Consider the following 13,768-nt stretch of genomic DNA (forward strand, 5'->3'; position numbering starts at 1 on the left):
CGCGTTGTTCACGCTTATTTCCAAACTGAGTTTGTGACAGATAGCACAAACGAAATCCGCTGCCAAGTAGTACTGTGCTACTTAGCACATTTTTTTTATCAGCAGAATTCTACAGATTGGTAATAAGCACCACGGCAAAGAGGAAAAAAAAGAAGGAATAATAAGCATGGCGGACTCTAAGTGAAAGAACACCTCCAAGTGCTGCAAAGAACCATAAGTAGCTCCAAGTAACACCAGAACATTCAATAATAGAGCCGTATACATCATATGCAATAGAGATAGTGCTAATTAGCACAAGCAGGTAGGTAAAGAAGAAAACAAAGTTCAAACCCAAGGTTTGGAGCAATGCTTTGCTAATAATTTTATGTAAAAAAAGTTGCTCGTCAACAACACTTTCTGGGTGTTTGAGTGCCAGCAATTCATTGTGATGAATATTGTGGCGTTGTCGTAATGTTTGTTCAAGGTATGGGCAAATTAAAGCCGCAGGCATGGACAGAACCATTGGGATGACGAGCTGTGATGGGAATTCTAATGAAAAAAAGCTGGCTGCGGCCAAAGTTGCAACCAGCGAGGCGGTTCCGTTGGGCGGTATGTATGTTCCAACCGGAAAAAGGTCGAGCCAGAAGAGCTCAAAGAAAATGGCGGCTGGGAGGGCTAGTTCCCACTCCCCTGTTATGATCGCCCAAAAAAAGCCGATGGCCAAGGGGCGTTCAACAAAACCTAAATTAACATTAGTTCGTAGCAGCGCTAGGATGGCAAAAAAAAAGCGTAGCCACTAAGCCAGGGAATTGAGGAAAATTGAATAACAGGAAAAACAGCATCCATTACTATAGCCCCTTGATCTGTAATGGTTGGTTTGGTACGCAGCGGAAATCGAGAATAATTTCATGATTAGCAAAAAATTTAAGGCATTCTTCATCATGGTCGGAAATAGCAATGTGGTCACAGAGTTGTTTTTTCCCCGGTGCATAATGCAGGTTCCCGATATTAATTGATTCAAAAGAGAAGCCAGCGTCATGGATGCGTTTAGCATCATCGCAATCTGCAACGATAATGAGCGTATCCTGAAGATTATTGCTCTGGGCGTAGGTCATAATTTCTGCAATGTGAATAAAATCAGCAGAAATTCGGCTAGGAATTGCGAGTGTAGCGATTTGTTGACGTAGCACATCATCCGCAAAATCATCATTTACGACGAGTAAATGTTTGGCATTAGTGTATGGAATCCAAGTTTCAATAACTTGTCCATGAATCAAGCGGTTGTCGATACGAATCCAAGCCATAATTTACTCGTTAACCTTACTACGCAGGATTTCACCAGCCATAACAATGCCCTTTCCACCAGCATCTTTTGCTTCAATAGCAAGACGGTCAAGCGCCATTGTACGACACCCAAATACTTTTAACAGCATTGGAAGGTTTACGCCTGTAAGAACTTCTAAATGTCTGGTTCCGAGTAAAGATAGACTCAAGTTTGTCGGAGTCCCACCAAACATGTCGGTCAAAATGAGTACACCGCGACCTTCGTCTACATTCTCAACCATGTTTTTAATGACTGTGACTGTTTCCGAAACATCTTTTTCGCTATCAACGCTTACAGTTTCGCAGGAAGGTTGTTTGCCCATGATAACTTCTGCCGCACTTAACAGTGCCGCACCGTAGTTGGTATGGGTGACAATAACTACACCAATATTTGTTTCTTCAGGAAATGTGGTAGACATGAGATTATATATAAGTGGTTAGCTTAGGCTTACGCCAAGTTAATATGACGATGCTCTTTGGAAACAGCAAAGTCAGATTTTTTCAAAAATTCGAAAATGGCCTCAGTTACCGCAACAGAACGATGCCGTCCACCAGTACAGCCAAAGGCTATGGTGATGCGATACCGCCCTTCTTTTTCCATTTGCAGAAGCGTAAAGTGCAATAAGTCTTCAAGCTTTTTTAAATACGTCTGCCCCATACTGTTCTCTAAAACGTAGGCAACAACTGGGTCATCTTGTCCACTGTATTTGCGTAGTTCAAGATTATGGTATGGGTTTGGTAAAAAGCGTAAATCAAAAATCATGTCTGCTTCAGAAGGAGTACTGTGCTTGAACCCAAAGCTCATGATATGAACTTTAAGACCTTTTGCATTGTTTTCTTCTGACTGCCATCTGCGTTGCAACACACGGCGCAAGTCATGAATGGAATACTCTGATGTATCAAAAATAAAATCTGCTTCTGAACGTGCAGGTGCCATAAGAGCACGCTCATTTGTCATGGCCTGTTCAAGGCCGATACCGTTTCCTTCAAAAGGATGCGGTCGTCTTGTTTCTTTGTATCGGCGCAGGATAATATCTGCACGTGATTCAAGAAATATGACAGTAGGCGAATATCCGGCTGCAACTAATGTATTAATAGTCGTTGCCCATTCATTTTTGAATGAGCACTGCCGGCCATCTACTCCAAGTACAATCCCTTTATAGCTCTCAAGTCCACAGCCTGTAAGAACTTCCATGAATTGCGATGTCATAGACATCGGAAGTCCGTCAATAGTGTAGTATGCCATGTCTTCAAAGACTTTTAGCGCGCTACTTTTACCAGCTCCGGAGAGTCCAGCAATAATGATTACAGGAATAGTACGTTGAGATGAAGAAATCATAAATTACTCATGTTACGCAGCAGATAAAAGGTTCCACAAAGTTTCCTGACTATCAGATTCCATAAATAATTGTTTGAAATCCTCATCTTTCAGGAGTCGCGAAATTTGGGCAAGGATGCGCAGGTGTGTACCTGCTACGTTTTCCGGAGCAAGCACCATGAAGAAAATCTTACAAGGTTTTTGATCAAGTGCATCAAAGTCCAGCCCATCGAAGCTTCGACCGGCTACTACTACTATTTTATCGAGTGCTGGAAGTTTTCCGTGAGGAATGGCAATGCCATTACCAATACCTGTGGTTCCGAGAGCTTCTCGTTCCATAAGCACGTTAAAAACTTCTTCAGCATCAAGGGATGGGTTTTTTTCAACGACAGGAGCCAAGAGCTCCGCCAGCGCCTCTTGTTTGGTGCTGGCGGTTAGCTCTGGCAATACAAGTTCTTTTTCTAGGTATTCACCCAGTTTCATTACTTTTCCTAGAAAACGGGGTCAATCAGTCCGAAATTGTTATCTTTTCGGCGGTAGATCACATTTACCCGTTCAGTTTCAGCATTTAGAAAAACAAGGAAGTCATAATCAAGTGCATCAAGCTGCATAGCGGCTTCGTCAAGATCCATCGGTTTCGGGATAAAATTATCCATACCAATGATGGTTCGTTCTGCCTCTACTGCTTCTTCTAGAGGCATGTCACCTTCTAGAACAAACTTCTCTGCACCCTTGCGTTTCGTTTGCAGTTTTTCCGTACGACGTATGATCTGTGCTTTAAGTTTATCGCGAACAAGATCAACGGTTGCATACATGTCTTCAGACTGTTCGGTAGCGGATAAAGTTAAGTTATCCGATACAAGTGAAATTTCGGCTTTGTGGCGGAAATTGTCAACAGAAAGTGAGACTTGCATTTCCAAGTGTTCAGGGTTCGGTAAGAATCTGCCAAGCTTGTTGAAGCGTCGTTTGGCATAAGCTTTTAGGTGATTGGAAGGCTCAAAGTTTTTGAATGTGAATGCGATGTTCATGGTGCCTCCTAATTGGATACTTTTGAAACCCTGTGAGTCAGCTGGTTTCGCTTCTAGAATACCACCTTTCTCTTGGATGATGAAGGGATATTCATTGCGGTACGGTATTTAGCTACAGTTCTTCGTGCAATGTTAACCTGCAGTTTTTCTTTCAAAATCTCACCGATTTTTTCATCGCTGAGCGGTTTTTTTGTATTTTCTTCACTAATAAGCTTTTTAATGAGTGCTTTTACGCTCTCCGATCCGACCTGACTACCATCATCAAGGCCAATTGCACTGTTGAAGAAGAACTTCAGTTCAAAAATACCGTGCGGGGTCGAAATGTACTTACTTGTGGTGATACGGCTTACCGTTGATTCGTGCATGCCAATATCATCTGCAATATCTTTAAGAATCAGCGGCTTTAACGATGTAACACCGTTAAGGAAGAATTCTCTTTGATATTTAACAATACTCTCAACTACTTTATATAAAGTTCGTTGCCGTTGGTACAGACTTTTTATCAGCCAGGAGGCAGAGCGCATCTTGTCCTGATAATAATCTTTTTCTTCAGCATTAGTAGTTTTCGGGAGTTGTTCTGTTAATTCACTGAGTTGTAATTGTGGTAAACCATCTTCATTGAGGACGATAACGAATTCTTTTTCGTACTCATAGATGTAAACATCCGGAGAAACATACTGTGCTTCTCCTCCACCGAACCGTGCCCCCGGCATAGGGTCAAGGCTCTGGATTACATCTAGGTACTCTCTGAGATCTTCAAGGGAAATTTTGTATTTTCGAGCAAGTGGTTTGTAACGACGCTTCTCTAGGTCTTCAAGATGATTAGTAATAATATCTACAAGAATTGGGTCACGGTCGTAATTGAGAGCTTTTACCTGAACGAGCAGGCATTCCTGCGGAGTGCGAGCAGCAACTCCAATAGGGTCAAATTGTTGAATATGCTCAATAAGTTGTTCGACTGTTTCAGTATCGCTTTGAGCAATCTGTGCCAGCTCTTCTGTAGATACATGTAAGTACCCATTAGAGCTGATGCTGCCAATGATGATTTCTCCAACGCGAATTTGCTCTTCAGAGAATGGAGAAAGCATTAATTGCCAGTACAGATGACCGTCTAACGTTGGAGCAGGAGCAAGACGAGCTTCAAATGAGCTCATTTCCTCTAGTGCTTCAGTTTCTCGCATTGAAACCTGTTTGGTGGTACTTGAGAAATCCCCCAGATAGTCTTCCCAGTCAGCGTTAGTAGAGAGCTCTTTGTCGTAAGCTTCCTGTTCATCTTTACGCTGCTCTTTAGCAGAAGTTTTGTCTGGATTAGCGGTTTCTTCCAAGGACTCTTCCAAAAAAGGATTCTCCAGCAACTCCTGCTGAACGGTTTCAGCAAGTTCCACGCGAGAAAGCTGCAGCAGTTTAATTGCCTGCTGCAATTGCGGGGTCATTACAAGCTGCTGGGCAAGCTTTAATTGTTGGCGAAGTTCAAGAGCCATATATAAGAATGTCCTATGTGGTTCGACTAGCTAAAAAGCTGAAATATAATGTACGAGTACTGCCTATCAAAAAACATTCCAAATCAGATAACTGACCTCTTTTTTGCCACATAGGAAAGTTATATGCAACCAAGAAAAAAGCCCGTTGGACGGGCTTTTCTTTATTGCGAGGGTGCAAATTATATTTTTTATCAAGATACTAGAGACTAAAATCTTCTCCAAGGTAGACGCTACGCGCCTTTGGGTTCTCAACTATCTCTTGCGGCGTACCGGAAAGAATTATTTGCCCTTCATAAACAAGGTTAGCTCTATCGCAAATTTTTAATGTTTCCCTAACGTTGTGGTCGGAAATGAGTACGCCCATTCCTTTGTCACGCAGTTTACGGATGATGTCCTGAATGTCATCTACAGCGAGTGGGTCAATGCCTGCAAATGGCTCATCGAGAAGAATAAACTTAGGGTCTCTGATTAATGCGCGGGCAATTTCAAGACGGCGGCGTTCACCACCGGAAATATGCATGGCATGGGTATCACGAATATGTGTGATACCGAATTCTTCCATCAGTTCTTCTTCACGTTTTTTCTGGTCATCACGGGAAAGTGCTGTTTGTTCCAAAATTAATTGCAAGTTCTGAGAGACTGTGAGTTTTTTGAAAACAGAACTTTCCTGAGGAAGATAGCTCAGGCCGATTCGTGCACGTTCGTGCAATGGCCAGTCTGTGACTTCCATATCATCTACACGAACCACACCGGCATTTGGTTTAACAATACCAATGAGCATGTAGAATGTTGTTGTTTTACCAGCGCCGTTAGGGCCAAGAAGTCCCACAATTTCACCCTGCTGCATTTGCAGATTGATATTGCGGACAACCTCACGCTTGCCGTAAATTTTGCAAAGTCCTTCAGCTTGGATAATAGACATTTATTCTTTTGCCTTACCTGGTGCTGAAAAAATTGCTTCAACAGGCTGGTTGGAAGAACCGAGTACTTCACTGCGGTTTTCTTTTACCCAGAACTTGATGACGTTGCCGGCGATAGTGTTTTTACCTTCACTTAATTTTGGTGAACCAGTCATAACAAGCAGTTCATCCTTGAGAGTATAAGTTGCGACATCACAGGTGCCTCGTCTGTTCTGCTCCATTTTGATGCGAACATTACCTTCAGAGACAATTTTTTCGATTTTACCCGGATTGACGTCACCAGTTGCATCGGATTTTTCTGCGTTCTTATCACTTTGCAGATAGACGGTAACTTTATTTGCCCACATATCAGCTTCTGGGTGTTTAACAATAACATTTCCGGTAAACACGACGGTTTGTCCGTCTGCGCTGTACGTCATTTTTTCAGAGGTGACTTTAACGTCATCTCCAGCGGGTGCTGCCATGGCGGCGGTGTTTGTGATTGTAAAGAGGCAAATAGATAACACCAGAATTCGGAACAGAGCTTTCATTATTTTTCTCCACCAGTCGCGTCGGTCAGCTGTTTAGCACGGAATTTTACAACTACATTACCGGTTGCTGTGATCGTATTTTCATTTAAATTCCAACTTGCATCGTCGGAAGAACCGTCAAAACCTTCACCAGTGAAGACAACATTACCTGTCATAATGAGCAGTTTCTTTTTATCTTCAAAAGTAAGCTCACTACTTGTAATTGTGCCTTTCTGGTTGGTTACTTTCACATCACCCCATAAGCGGGCGACACCTTTTTTTTGGTTAATGGTGCCGTTTGGTGCCACAATGTGCACTTGGTCACGGTCCGGTTGAACAAAGTACATGATGTCCGGCTCAGCAAGATCAATAATGCTCTTGTCTTTCTGATACCAGCCGTTAGTCGCTTTCAGCGTCCACAGTTCTTTGCCTGCTTCACCCTGCTTCAGCTCAATACCTTTTAAAGAAAGATCAACATTTGTTTTAGCATCATTACCAATGGCTTCACTTACCTTATCTGCAATTTCCTCTTCTACAGAGCTTTGCAGATAGAATAAGCCGCCGCCAAGTAAAGCTAACAATGCCCCCCAAATCAACCACTTTCTCATTTAACCACCTATAGAGTTAACAATACCCTCAAGTTTTCCTTGAGCGTTCATAATAAAATTGAGCGCTTCGCGAACAGCACCGTGCCCGCCAGCGGTTTTGGTTTCTAACACGGCGACCTCTTTTACTTCTGGCATTGCGTTTGCCACAGCAATTGGGAGCCCTACTTTACGCATTGGCGCTAAGTCAATCCAGTCATCGCCAACATAAGCAATTTGTTGCCACTCAAGATTGTATTTTTCTCTGATTTCTTCAATGCATACCATTTTTTTTAAATGACCGGCATAATAATCAGTAATTCCGAGATCGTTCATACGAGTCGCAACAGATTTGGCATCTAGCCCTGTGATTACTCCGATTACAAGATCGGAAGCTTGAGCGGCTTTAATACCAAGTCCATCAAGCACGTTGAACCGTTTGGTCACGTTGCCTTCATGGTCGTAGTATAGCCCACCATCGGTGAGCACGCCATCACAATCAAGGACAATGAGTTTAATATCCTTGGCTAGGCTCTTAGCATTCATAATTCATGCTCCAGAGTGCAGAAAGATCACGCAGAAGATGAGGTAATTTAGCAACAGGCCAGCTGTTAGGGCCATCGCAAAGTGCATTGTCAGGATCAGGGTGTGTTTCAATAAATACGCCGTTAACGCCTGCGGCAACAGCAGCTCGGGATAGGCGAGGTACAAAAGAGCGGTCACCGCCGGAAGTGCCACCCTGTCCGCCCGGAAGCTGAACTGAGTGTGTTGCATCGAATACTACAGGCACGCCGTAAGACTGCATGATAGGGAATGAGCGGAAATCTACAACAAGGTTGTTATACCCAAAAGATGCGCCACGTTCTGTGAGCATGATATTTTTGTTGCCCGTTGAGAATAATTTGTCCAGTGCTGGCTTCATATCCCACGGAGCAACAAACTGCCCTTTTTTAACATTTATAACGCGGCCAGTTTTGGCTGCGGCAATAAGCAGGCTTGTCTGGCGGCATAAGAATGCCGGAATTTGCATTACATCTGCGACTTCGGCAACAGGTGCAGCTTGTTCCGGTTCGTGAATGTCTGTTACGACAGGCAGACCGGTTTCTTCTTTAATACGTGCCAACCATTCGAGGCCTTTAGCGAGTCCCGGGCCTCTGAAGCTGGAAAGAGAGGTTCGGTTCGCTTTATCATATGAGCTCTTGAACACAGCTTTCAGTCCGGCTGCCTCTGCTGCTTCTTTTACAGCATGTGCTGTTTCCAAAGCAAGTTCAAAACTTTCAAGGGCGCAAGGGCCAGCAAAAACAAAAGGTTTTGTTGTCAGTTCTGCGTATAAAGCAGAACCGTTTTCGATATGTTTCATTGCGGTAATCCTATTTGGGAATGTAAAGCGTAAAATTACTCGAATAAATTGGGGATTGAAAGAGAAAATCGGGACATACTGACGCATGCCCCGATTTTAATCGCTAATAACCCTGTACATCGCAGTGCAGCAGCAAAAAGTCAAAATTTCTTTAAGTTGAAATCTTGTTTTTTCTGTTCGTTGCAGTGATGCAGGCGCTATTTTTTATTCGTTTTAGAAGCCTTAACGAACTCGCGGAAAAGCGGATGCGGGTTCATTGGTGTGGACTTGAATTCTGGGTGGAATTGACAAGCGAGGAACCAAGGATGGTCTTTCACTTCAACAATTTCAACGAGAGTTTCGTCTGGAGAAACACCAGAGAAGCTCATTCCTGCTTCTTCTAAACGTTTGTAGTATGCGTTGTTGAATTCGTAACGGTGACGGTGACGTTCAGAGATTAACTCTTCGCCGTACGCAACCTGAGCGTTGGTTTTTGGACGAATTTTACAAGGGTATGCACCAAGACGCAGTGTGCCGCCTTTGTCTGTACCTTCGTCACGTTTTTCAATTGCTTCTTTACGGAAATCGTACCACTCAGTCATAAGGTAGATGAGAGGTTCTTTTGCGTTTTCATCAAATTCAACAGATGTTGCTTCTTTAATGCCAACAACGTTGCGAGCATATTCGATTACAGCAAGCTGCATACCGAGGCAAATACCGAAGAACGGTATTTTTTTCTCACGTGCATAGTTGATAGCAAGCATTTTTCCTTCAATACCACGATGACCAAAGCCACCCGGTACGAGAATGCCGTCGAGACCTTTAAGCTTGGTAGCTACGTTCTTAGTATTAACTTCTTCAGAGTTAACGTACTCGAACTCAACTGTAACACGGTTAGCAAGGCCGCCGTGTACCAGTGCTTCATGAAGACTTTTGTATGCTTCTTTAAGGTCAACGTATTTACCGACGATGCCGATTGTTACGCTACCCTTAGGGTTGTTAAAGTTATGGATCAGGTTTTGCCAAGGGACAAGATCCGCGTTTTTCGCTGGAAGGCGAAGCATAATAGCAATTTTCTGGTCGAGGCCTTCGTCATAAAATGCGAGAGGTACTTCGTAGATGTTATCAACGTCTGCGCAGGAAAATACTGCGTCACGGTCTACGTTGCAGAAAAGAGCGATCTTGTGTTTGAGGTGTTCCTGAATTGGTTTTTCACAACGACAGATGATCATATCTGGCTGAATACCAATAGAACGAAGTTCTTTTACGCTGTGCTGGGTTGGCTTAGTTTTGTGTTCGCCTGCAGCTTTGAGGTAAGGAACCAGAGTAAGGTGGATGTACATGCAGTGTTCGCGGCCGAGGTCTGTGCGCAGCTGGCGAATCGCTTCAAGGAATGGAAGACCTTCAATATCACCAACTGTACCACCGATTTCGATGATTGCAACATCGAGATCGTCACTCGCAAGGCTGAGAACACATTTTTTAATTTCGTCAGTAATGTGCGGGATAACCTGTACGGTACCGCCAAGGTAGTCACCGCGACGTTCTTTGGTGATAACTTTGTGGTAAATGGAACCGGAGGTGTAGTTGTTCTTCTGAGAAAGAGGAACGTTGAGGTAACGTTCGTAATGACCGAGGTCGAGGTCAGTTTCAGCACCGTCATCCGTTACATACACCTCACCATGCTGAAACGGGTTCATAGTACCCGGGTCAACGTTGATATAAGGGTCGAGTTTCTGAATGGTTACATTTAAACCTCTAGCTTTAAGGAGGACACCAATGGATGCAGCTGAAAGGCCCTTCCCTAAAGAAGACAAAACCCCACCAGTAACGAAGATAAACTTAGTTTTCATTCTTTCTCGCCTACGACGTAGTTATTAAAAAATTAGTTCAATGACCAAAGTCACGTATATTTGTTTCGAACGTATCTCGTCCGTATACACTTTTTTTGAAGTTACGTCAGCCGTTGACTGTTATCGCCGACGCAACTATAACTATCAGTCCCGAATTATTAAAACGGTGACTATTTTTTTGCTTTCAAAAACCGTGAGTCACTACCCGAACTATTTGGATATGTAAAGCGACTTTTTGTAAAGCCCCGTGTTAATCTTTTTTTAGGAGAAACTTGAGCAATGACCCAGGTTAATACTCTGGTTATTACCGGCTATGGGACGAACTGCGAGGTTGAATGCGCGCACGCTGCAAAGATTTCTGGAGCGGATCGTGTTGAAATTAAGCATTTTTCTGACCTTATTTCCGGTGACACCAGTTTAACAGATTTCAATTTTTTGATTCTGCCGGGTGGTTTTCTTGATGGTGATGATCTGGGTGCTGCTCAAGCTGCCGCTAACCGCTGGCGGCATGCAAAAACAGAGCAAGGCGAACCGCTTCTCGATCAACTGAAAACCTTTTTTACCAATGGCGGCATCATATTCGGTATTTGCAACGGCTTCCAGCTGCTTGTAAAACTTGGATTATTGCCTGCGATTGACGAATTGTACTTTGAGCGCCAGGTTTCCTTATCACATAACGATTCTGCCCGATATGAAGATAGATGGGTACATCTTGCAGCTAATGCAAAAAGCCCATGTGTTTTTACAAAGGGTATTGAAACGTTGTACATTCCTGTGCGCCATGGCGAAGGAAAAATTATCGCTAAAGATGAAGCAACACTTACTGCTCTACAAGAAAATAACCTGATTGCTCTGCAATACATTGATCCGGACTCCGGTGAAGTTACGCAGGAATACCCAATGAACCCGAACGGTTCTCCTTTGGGCATTGCGGGTTTAACAGACCCTTCCGGACGTATTTTGGGCATGATGCCACATCCGGAAGCATATAACCACCCTACCAACCATCCAGGCTGGACTGCTGGTAAAGAAGCAGAACTCGGCACCGTTTTAGTTAAAAACGGCATAGACTACTTAAAGAGTCTGTAGCAGCTTTGTGATATAATATCAGTTGGCTCCGACTCTGGTCGGAGCCACTATTTTATTTTCAGGAGCGGATATGATTCCATGTTTTATTTGTAAAAAAGATTCTGTTGGAGGTTTTACATATGGCCTCCCCACCACTCCCTTGACCCAGCATGTCGGGTTATGTCAGGAACACAATACACTCGAAAATAAAAAAGCTGCAATATTACATTGGATTGAAACAACTCAAGCCAGTGTCACTGCATTTAATGAAGCCAATCTGGCGCGCTATGCAGAGCCTGTTGAGTATTCCTTAACGGTGTTCTACCTTGCAGGCGGTTCTGCTAATTTTCGATGCACAAAATGGAATGTGCCGGATAAAGCGACATTGCAAATCATGGGCATAGATGGTCGTAGCACATTTGTTCCTCTTACTCACATCGAACTATTTGAAGTTGTTCCAGTCAATGATCCCAATAAATTTACATCAAATACCGTTGCAAACGAAAGATACTCTGTCGTAGGGGGCGTTCCTACCTTACAAAGGTAGCCGTATATCTATTATAGCATAAACAATCGTTGGTTACAAAGGGGTGTTCAATTATGCAGTCACGTTTGCCTAGAATTTTAATTACAAATGACGATGGGGTGCATTCCCCCGGGATTTTGGCTGCTATTGAAGCTGTTTCATCTTTTGCAGAAGTCACTGTGGTTGCTCCGGCATCACAGCAGACTGCAATGGGGCGAGCTTATCGCGGTGATCCGGATGCTTGTTTAATCGAAACAACGCTAACCGTTTGCGGGGTTCCATATAAAGCCTTTTCATGTGAGGCATCCCCTGCACGTACTGTTGACCATGGCTTAAAAGTTTTGACTGGATATAAGCCCGATTTTATTATTTCCGGAATTAATTACGGCGAGAATCTTGGCTCAAGTATCACTAGTTCCGGTACGGTAGGCGCTGCAATGGAAGCGGCATATCGAGGTATTCCTTCTATTGCCGTTTCGTTGGAAACACCGATTAATACGCACCTTACGTACACCGAACAAAACTGGGCTGCCGCAACATATTTCTTACAGCATTTTACTAAACGAGCCATCTCAGAAGGTTTTCCTCGCGGTATCGATTTGTTGAAAATTGATGTGCCAAGTTGTGCATCTATTGACAGTTCATGGCGAGTAACCCGTCTTTCACAAAACTCTTATTATCGCTCTCTCCTTCCAAATGCCTGTATGGAGAGTCGTTTAAGAGATTCGGTGATAACCAAAGGACATATGCAAGATGAGCCGACAGATACAGATATTTACGCTATTTCTGTAGATAAGGTTGTTTCTGTCACGCCGCTTTGTCTCGATTTTACAGCTCATGGGAGCTTGAAAGACCTGCATAAGTGGGGAATTTAATAAAAAATGCTCTTCAGTATCACTGAAGAGCATTTTTTATTGAAATTTGAGAGCATCACCGGTTGTAATTGGTGTATTTTTCGGTAACCAGAAAGATCCCCATTTTCCTGTACAGTGGCAAGCATAGGAACGTCGTACTCCGGTATGTTGGAAGAATTTTCGGATTTGGTATAACTGAGGTATTGGCGCTGTTCGAAGGTGCAAGCCGCCAACAATTGCAGCGATTCTTTTTTCTCCAGTAAGCTCTTGCGCCCTTTCGATGATGTTGCAAATACCCGAATGACTGCATCCTGTTATTATGACCAGCCCGTCTTTTCCTTCCCAAACAATTCCCGTATCGTCGTAGAGAGAGTCATTGGTAAAGTGTCCGTTATGCTTGGCTATGCCGAATGAACCGCCACCCTTGAACTTGGGGTTTCTTGGAATTTCTCCGAGGAACAGAAATTTCGAGCCAATTTTCTGTGGTTCTCTTGAATCATGCATTACAAAGCTTGCTCGTACGGCAGCTTCATCTAGTCCAGCATCAAGTTTTTTTACTAGAACTGGGCATCCTCCGGCGACTTTCCCGACATGGCGTTCAATAAAGCAGTCTGGATGACATGTGAGGGTCGGCGGCTGTTCTCGATCTGCAATCAATTCGCAAAGTGCCGGAACACCACCAGCATGGTCATAATGACCGTGTGAAAGTGCGACGTGTTCAATGTCTTTCAGTGAGATACCTAGCGTCTCAGCATTTTTTAGAAATGCACCGTCAGTTCCGGTATCTAAAAGCACCCTTTCTGCACCATCTTCCAGAAGAATGGACAGCCCCTTTGCTGGAATAAGGTCATCCCTTCGCGATATATTTTCAATAAGAACAGTCAATGTAAGCATGCGTAACTTCCTTTATATGCAAAGAATAGTAATGTTATACTTTGGATGAGTAAACACTATTATCCTGTCGCTTAGTTTCTTTCTGCGAGTTG

Annotated in this window: 17 protein-coding genes; 3 read left to right on the plus strand and 14 right to left on the minus strand. The window is 43.5% G+C overall.

Translation table 11 applies throughout. The annotated features are described in order from the left end of the window. Positions 1-109: 109 nt before the first annotated feature. The 13 genes from MKHDV_RS01305 to MKHDV_RS01365 all read right to left on the minus strand — a co-directional run bounded on the left by MKHDV_RS01305 (position 110) and on the right by MKHDV_RS01365 (position 10,334). Positions 110-703, minus strand: a complete 594-nt coding sequence (locus MKHDV_RS01305; RefSeq protein WP_254060382.1) for a hypothetical protein — start codon at positions 701-703, stop codon at positions 110-112. 124 nt (positions 704-827) lie between these two features. Further along, positions 828-1,283, minus strand: a complete 456-nt coding sequence (locus tag MKHDV_RS01310) for a PTS sugar transporter subunit IIB (RefSeq protein ID WP_160711452.1) — start codon at positions 1,281-1,283, stop codon at positions 828-830. A 3-nt stretch (positions 1,284-1,286) separates the two neighbouring features. Next, positions 1,287-1,721, minus strand: coding sequence for a PTS sugar transporter subunit IIA (locus MKHDV_RS01315; protein ID WP_160711454.1), 435 nt, complete (start codon positions 1,719-1,721; stop codon positions 1,287-1,289). A gap of 29 nt (positions 1,722-1,750) precedes the next feature. Further along, a complete protein-coding gene (gene rapZ, locus MKHDV_RS01320; RefSeq protein WP_160711456.1) occupies positions 1,751-2,641 on the minus strand; it encodes an RNase adapter RapZ in 891 nt (296 codons plus the stop codon). A gap of 12 nt (positions 2,642-2,653) precedes the next feature. Continuing rightward, positions 2,654-3,103 carry a PTS sugar transporter subunit IIA gene (locus tag MKHDV_RS01325; protein ID WP_160711458.1) on the minus strand — a complete coding sequence of 150 codons (450 nt, stop codon included), beginning with the start codon at positions 3,101-3,103 and terminating at the stop codon, positions 2,654-2,656. Between the two features lie 8 nt (positions 3,104-3,111). Beyond that, positions 3,112-3,648 carry a ribosome hibernation-promoting factor, HPF/YfiA family gene (gene hpf, locus MKHDV_RS01330; RefSeq protein WP_160711460.1) on the minus strand — a complete coding sequence of 179 codons (537 nt, stop codon included), beginning with the start codon at positions 3,646-3,648 and terminating at the stop codon, positions 3,112-3,114. Between the two features lie 53 nt (positions 3,649-3,701). Then, the gene (gene rpoN, locus MKHDV_RS01335; RefSeq protein ID WP_160711462.1) at positions 3,702-5,129 is read right to left on the minus strand and encodes an RNA polymerase factor sigma-54; all 1,428 of its coding nucleotides are present in this window, start codon (positions 5,127-5,129) and stop codon (positions 3,702-3,704) included. Between the two features lie 199 nt (positions 5,130-5,328). Beyond that, complete coding sequence (gene lptB, locus MKHDV_RS01340) at positions 5,329-6,051, minus strand: LPS export ABC transporter ATP-binding protein (RefSeq protein WP_160711464.1); 723 nt, start codon at positions 6,049-6,051, stop codon at positions 5,329-5,331. Further along, positions 6,052-6,579: a lipopolysaccharide transport periplasmic protein LptA gene (gene lptA, locus MKHDV_RS01345; RefSeq protein WP_160711466.1), complete on the minus strand. Its 528-nt coding sequence runs from the start codon at positions 6,577-6,579 to the stop codon at positions 6,052-6,054. Further along, entirely contained in the window at positions 6,579-7,166 is a 588-nt protein-coding gene (lptC, locus tag MKHDV_RS01350; RefSeq protein ID WP_160711468.1) for an LPS export ABC transporter periplasmic protein LptC, read from the minus strand. The genes lptA and lptC overlap by 1 nt, the downstream gene beginning before the upstream one ends. Then, positions 7,167-7,688, minus strand: coding sequence for an HAD family hydrolase (locus tag MKHDV_RS01355; protein WP_160711470.1), 522 nt, complete (start codon positions 7,686-7,688; stop codon positions 7,167-7,169). Beyond that, entirely contained in the window at positions 7,678-8,502 is an 825-nt protein-coding gene (kdsA, locus tag MKHDV_RS01360) for a 3-deoxy-8-phosphooctulonate synthase (protein WP_160711472.1), read from the minus strand. The genes MKHDV_RS01355 and kdsA overlap by 11 nt, the downstream gene beginning before the upstream one ends. 197 nt (positions 8,503-8,699) lie before the next feature. Continuing rightward, on the minus strand, positions 8,700-10,334 hold the full coding sequence (locus MKHDV_RS01365) for a CTP synthase (RefSeq protein ID WP_160711474.1): 1,635 nt from the start codon (positions 10,332-10,334) through the stop codon (positions 8,700-8,702). A gap of 279 nt (positions 10,335-10,613) precedes the next feature. Between MKHDV_RS01365 and MKHDV_RS01370 the strand changes: the two genes are divergently transcribed. The 3 genes from MKHDV_RS01370 (at position 10,614) to surE (ending at position 12,803) form a co-directional block, all read left to right on the plus strand. Continuing rightward, positions 10,614-11,423, plus strand: coding sequence for a phosphoribosylformylglycinamidine synthase subunit PurQ (locus MKHDV_RS01370; RefSeq protein WP_160711476.1), 810 nt, complete (start codon positions 10,614-10,616; stop codon positions 11,421-11,423). Positions 11,424-11,493: 70 nt separating this feature from the next. After that, entirely contained in the window at positions 11,494-11,949 is a 456-nt protein-coding gene (locus tag MKHDV_RS01375) for a hypothetical protein (RefSeq protein ID WP_160711478.1), read from the plus strand. Positions 11,950-12,002: 53 nt separating this feature from the next. Further along, on the plus strand, positions 12,003-12,803 hold the full coding sequence (surE, locus tag MKHDV_RS01380; RefSeq protein WP_160711480.1) for a 5'/3'-nucleotidase SurE: 801 nt from the start codon (positions 12,003-12,005) through the stop codon (positions 12,801-12,803). 36 nt (positions 12,804-12,839) lie between these two features. Here the strand turns inward: surE and MKHDV_RS01385 are convergent, their stop codons facing one another. Further along, positions 12,840-13,676, minus strand: a complete 837-nt coding sequence (locus tag MKHDV_RS01385) for an MBL fold metallo-hydrolase (RefSeq protein WP_160711482.1) — start codon at positions 13,674-13,676, stop codon at positions 12,840-12,842. Between the last annotated feature and the right edge of the window lie 92 nt (positions 13,677-13,768).

Origin of the sequence: Halodesulfovibrio sp. MK-HDV, assembly GCF_009914765.1 — a bacterium.
Taxonomy (GTDB): domain Bacteria; phylum Desulfobacterota; class Desulfovibrionia; order Desulfovibrionales; family Desulfovibrionaceae; genus Halodesulfovibrio.

Excerpts from the sequence above, each read along its gene's own strand:
- MKHDV_RS01310 (WP_160711452.1), bottom strand. The coding sequence starts at position 1,283 with ATGGCTTGGATTCGTATCGACAACCGCTTGATTCATGGACAAGTTATT.
- MKHDV_RS01315 (WP_160711454.1), bottom strand. The coding sequence starts at position 1,721 with ATGTCTACCACATTTCCTGAAGAAACAAATATTGGTGTAGTTATTGTC.
- rapZ (WP_160711456.1), bottom strand. The coding sequence starts at position 2,641 with ATGATTTCTTCATCTCAACGTACTATTCCTGTAATCATTATTGCTGGA.
- MKHDV_RS01325 (WP_160711458.1), bottom strand. The coding sequence starts at position 3,103 with ATGAAACTGGGTGAATACCTAGAAAAAGAACTTGTATTGCCAGAGCTA.
- hpf (WP_160711460.1), bottom strand. The coding sequence starts at position 3,648 with ATGAACATCGCATTCACATTCAAAAACTTTGAGCCTTCCAATCACCTA.
- rpoN (WP_160711462.1), bottom strand. The coding sequence starts at position 5,129 with ATGGCTCTTGAACTTCGCCAACAATTAAAGCTTGCCCAGCAGCTTGTA.
- lptB (WP_160711464.1), bottom strand. The coding sequence starts at position 6,051 with ATGTCTATTATCCAAGCTGAAGGACTTTGCAAAATTTACGGCAAGCGT.
- lptA (WP_160711466.1), bottom strand. The coding sequence starts at position 6,579 with ATGAAAGCTCTGTTCCGAATTCTGGTGTTATCTATTTGCCTCTTTACA.
- lptC (WP_160711468.1), bottom strand. The coding sequence starts at position 7,166 with ATGAGAAAGTGGTTGATTTGGGGGGCATTGTTAGCTTTACTTGGCGGC.
- MKHDV_RS01355 (WP_160711470.1), bottom strand. The coding sequence starts at position 7,688 with ATGAATGCTAAGAGCCTAGCCAAGGATATTAAACTCATTGTCCTTGAT.
- kdsA (WP_160711472.1), bottom strand. The coding sequence starts at position 8,502 with ATGAAACATATCGAAAACGGTTCTGCTTTATACGCAGAACTGACAACA.
- MKHDV_RS01365 (WP_160711474.1), bottom strand. The coding sequence starts at position 10,334 with ATGAAAACTAAGTTTATCTTCGTTACTGGTGGGGTTTTGTCTTCTTTA.
- MKHDV_RS01370 (WP_160711476.1), top strand. The coding sequence starts at position 10,614 with ATGACCCAGGTTAATACTCTGGTTATTACCGGCTATGGGACGAACTGC.
- MKHDV_RS01375 (WP_160711478.1), top strand. The coding sequence starts at position 11,494 with ATGATTCCATGTTTTATTTGTAAAAAAGATTCTGTTGGAGGTTTTACA.
- surE (WP_160711480.1), top strand. The coding sequence starts at position 12,003 with ATGCAGTCACGTTTGCCTAGAATTTTAATTACAAATGACGATGGGGTG.
- MKHDV_RS01385 (WP_160711482.1), bottom strand. The coding sequence starts at position 13,676 with ATGCTTACATTGACTGTTCTTATTGAAAATATATCGCGAAGGGATGAC.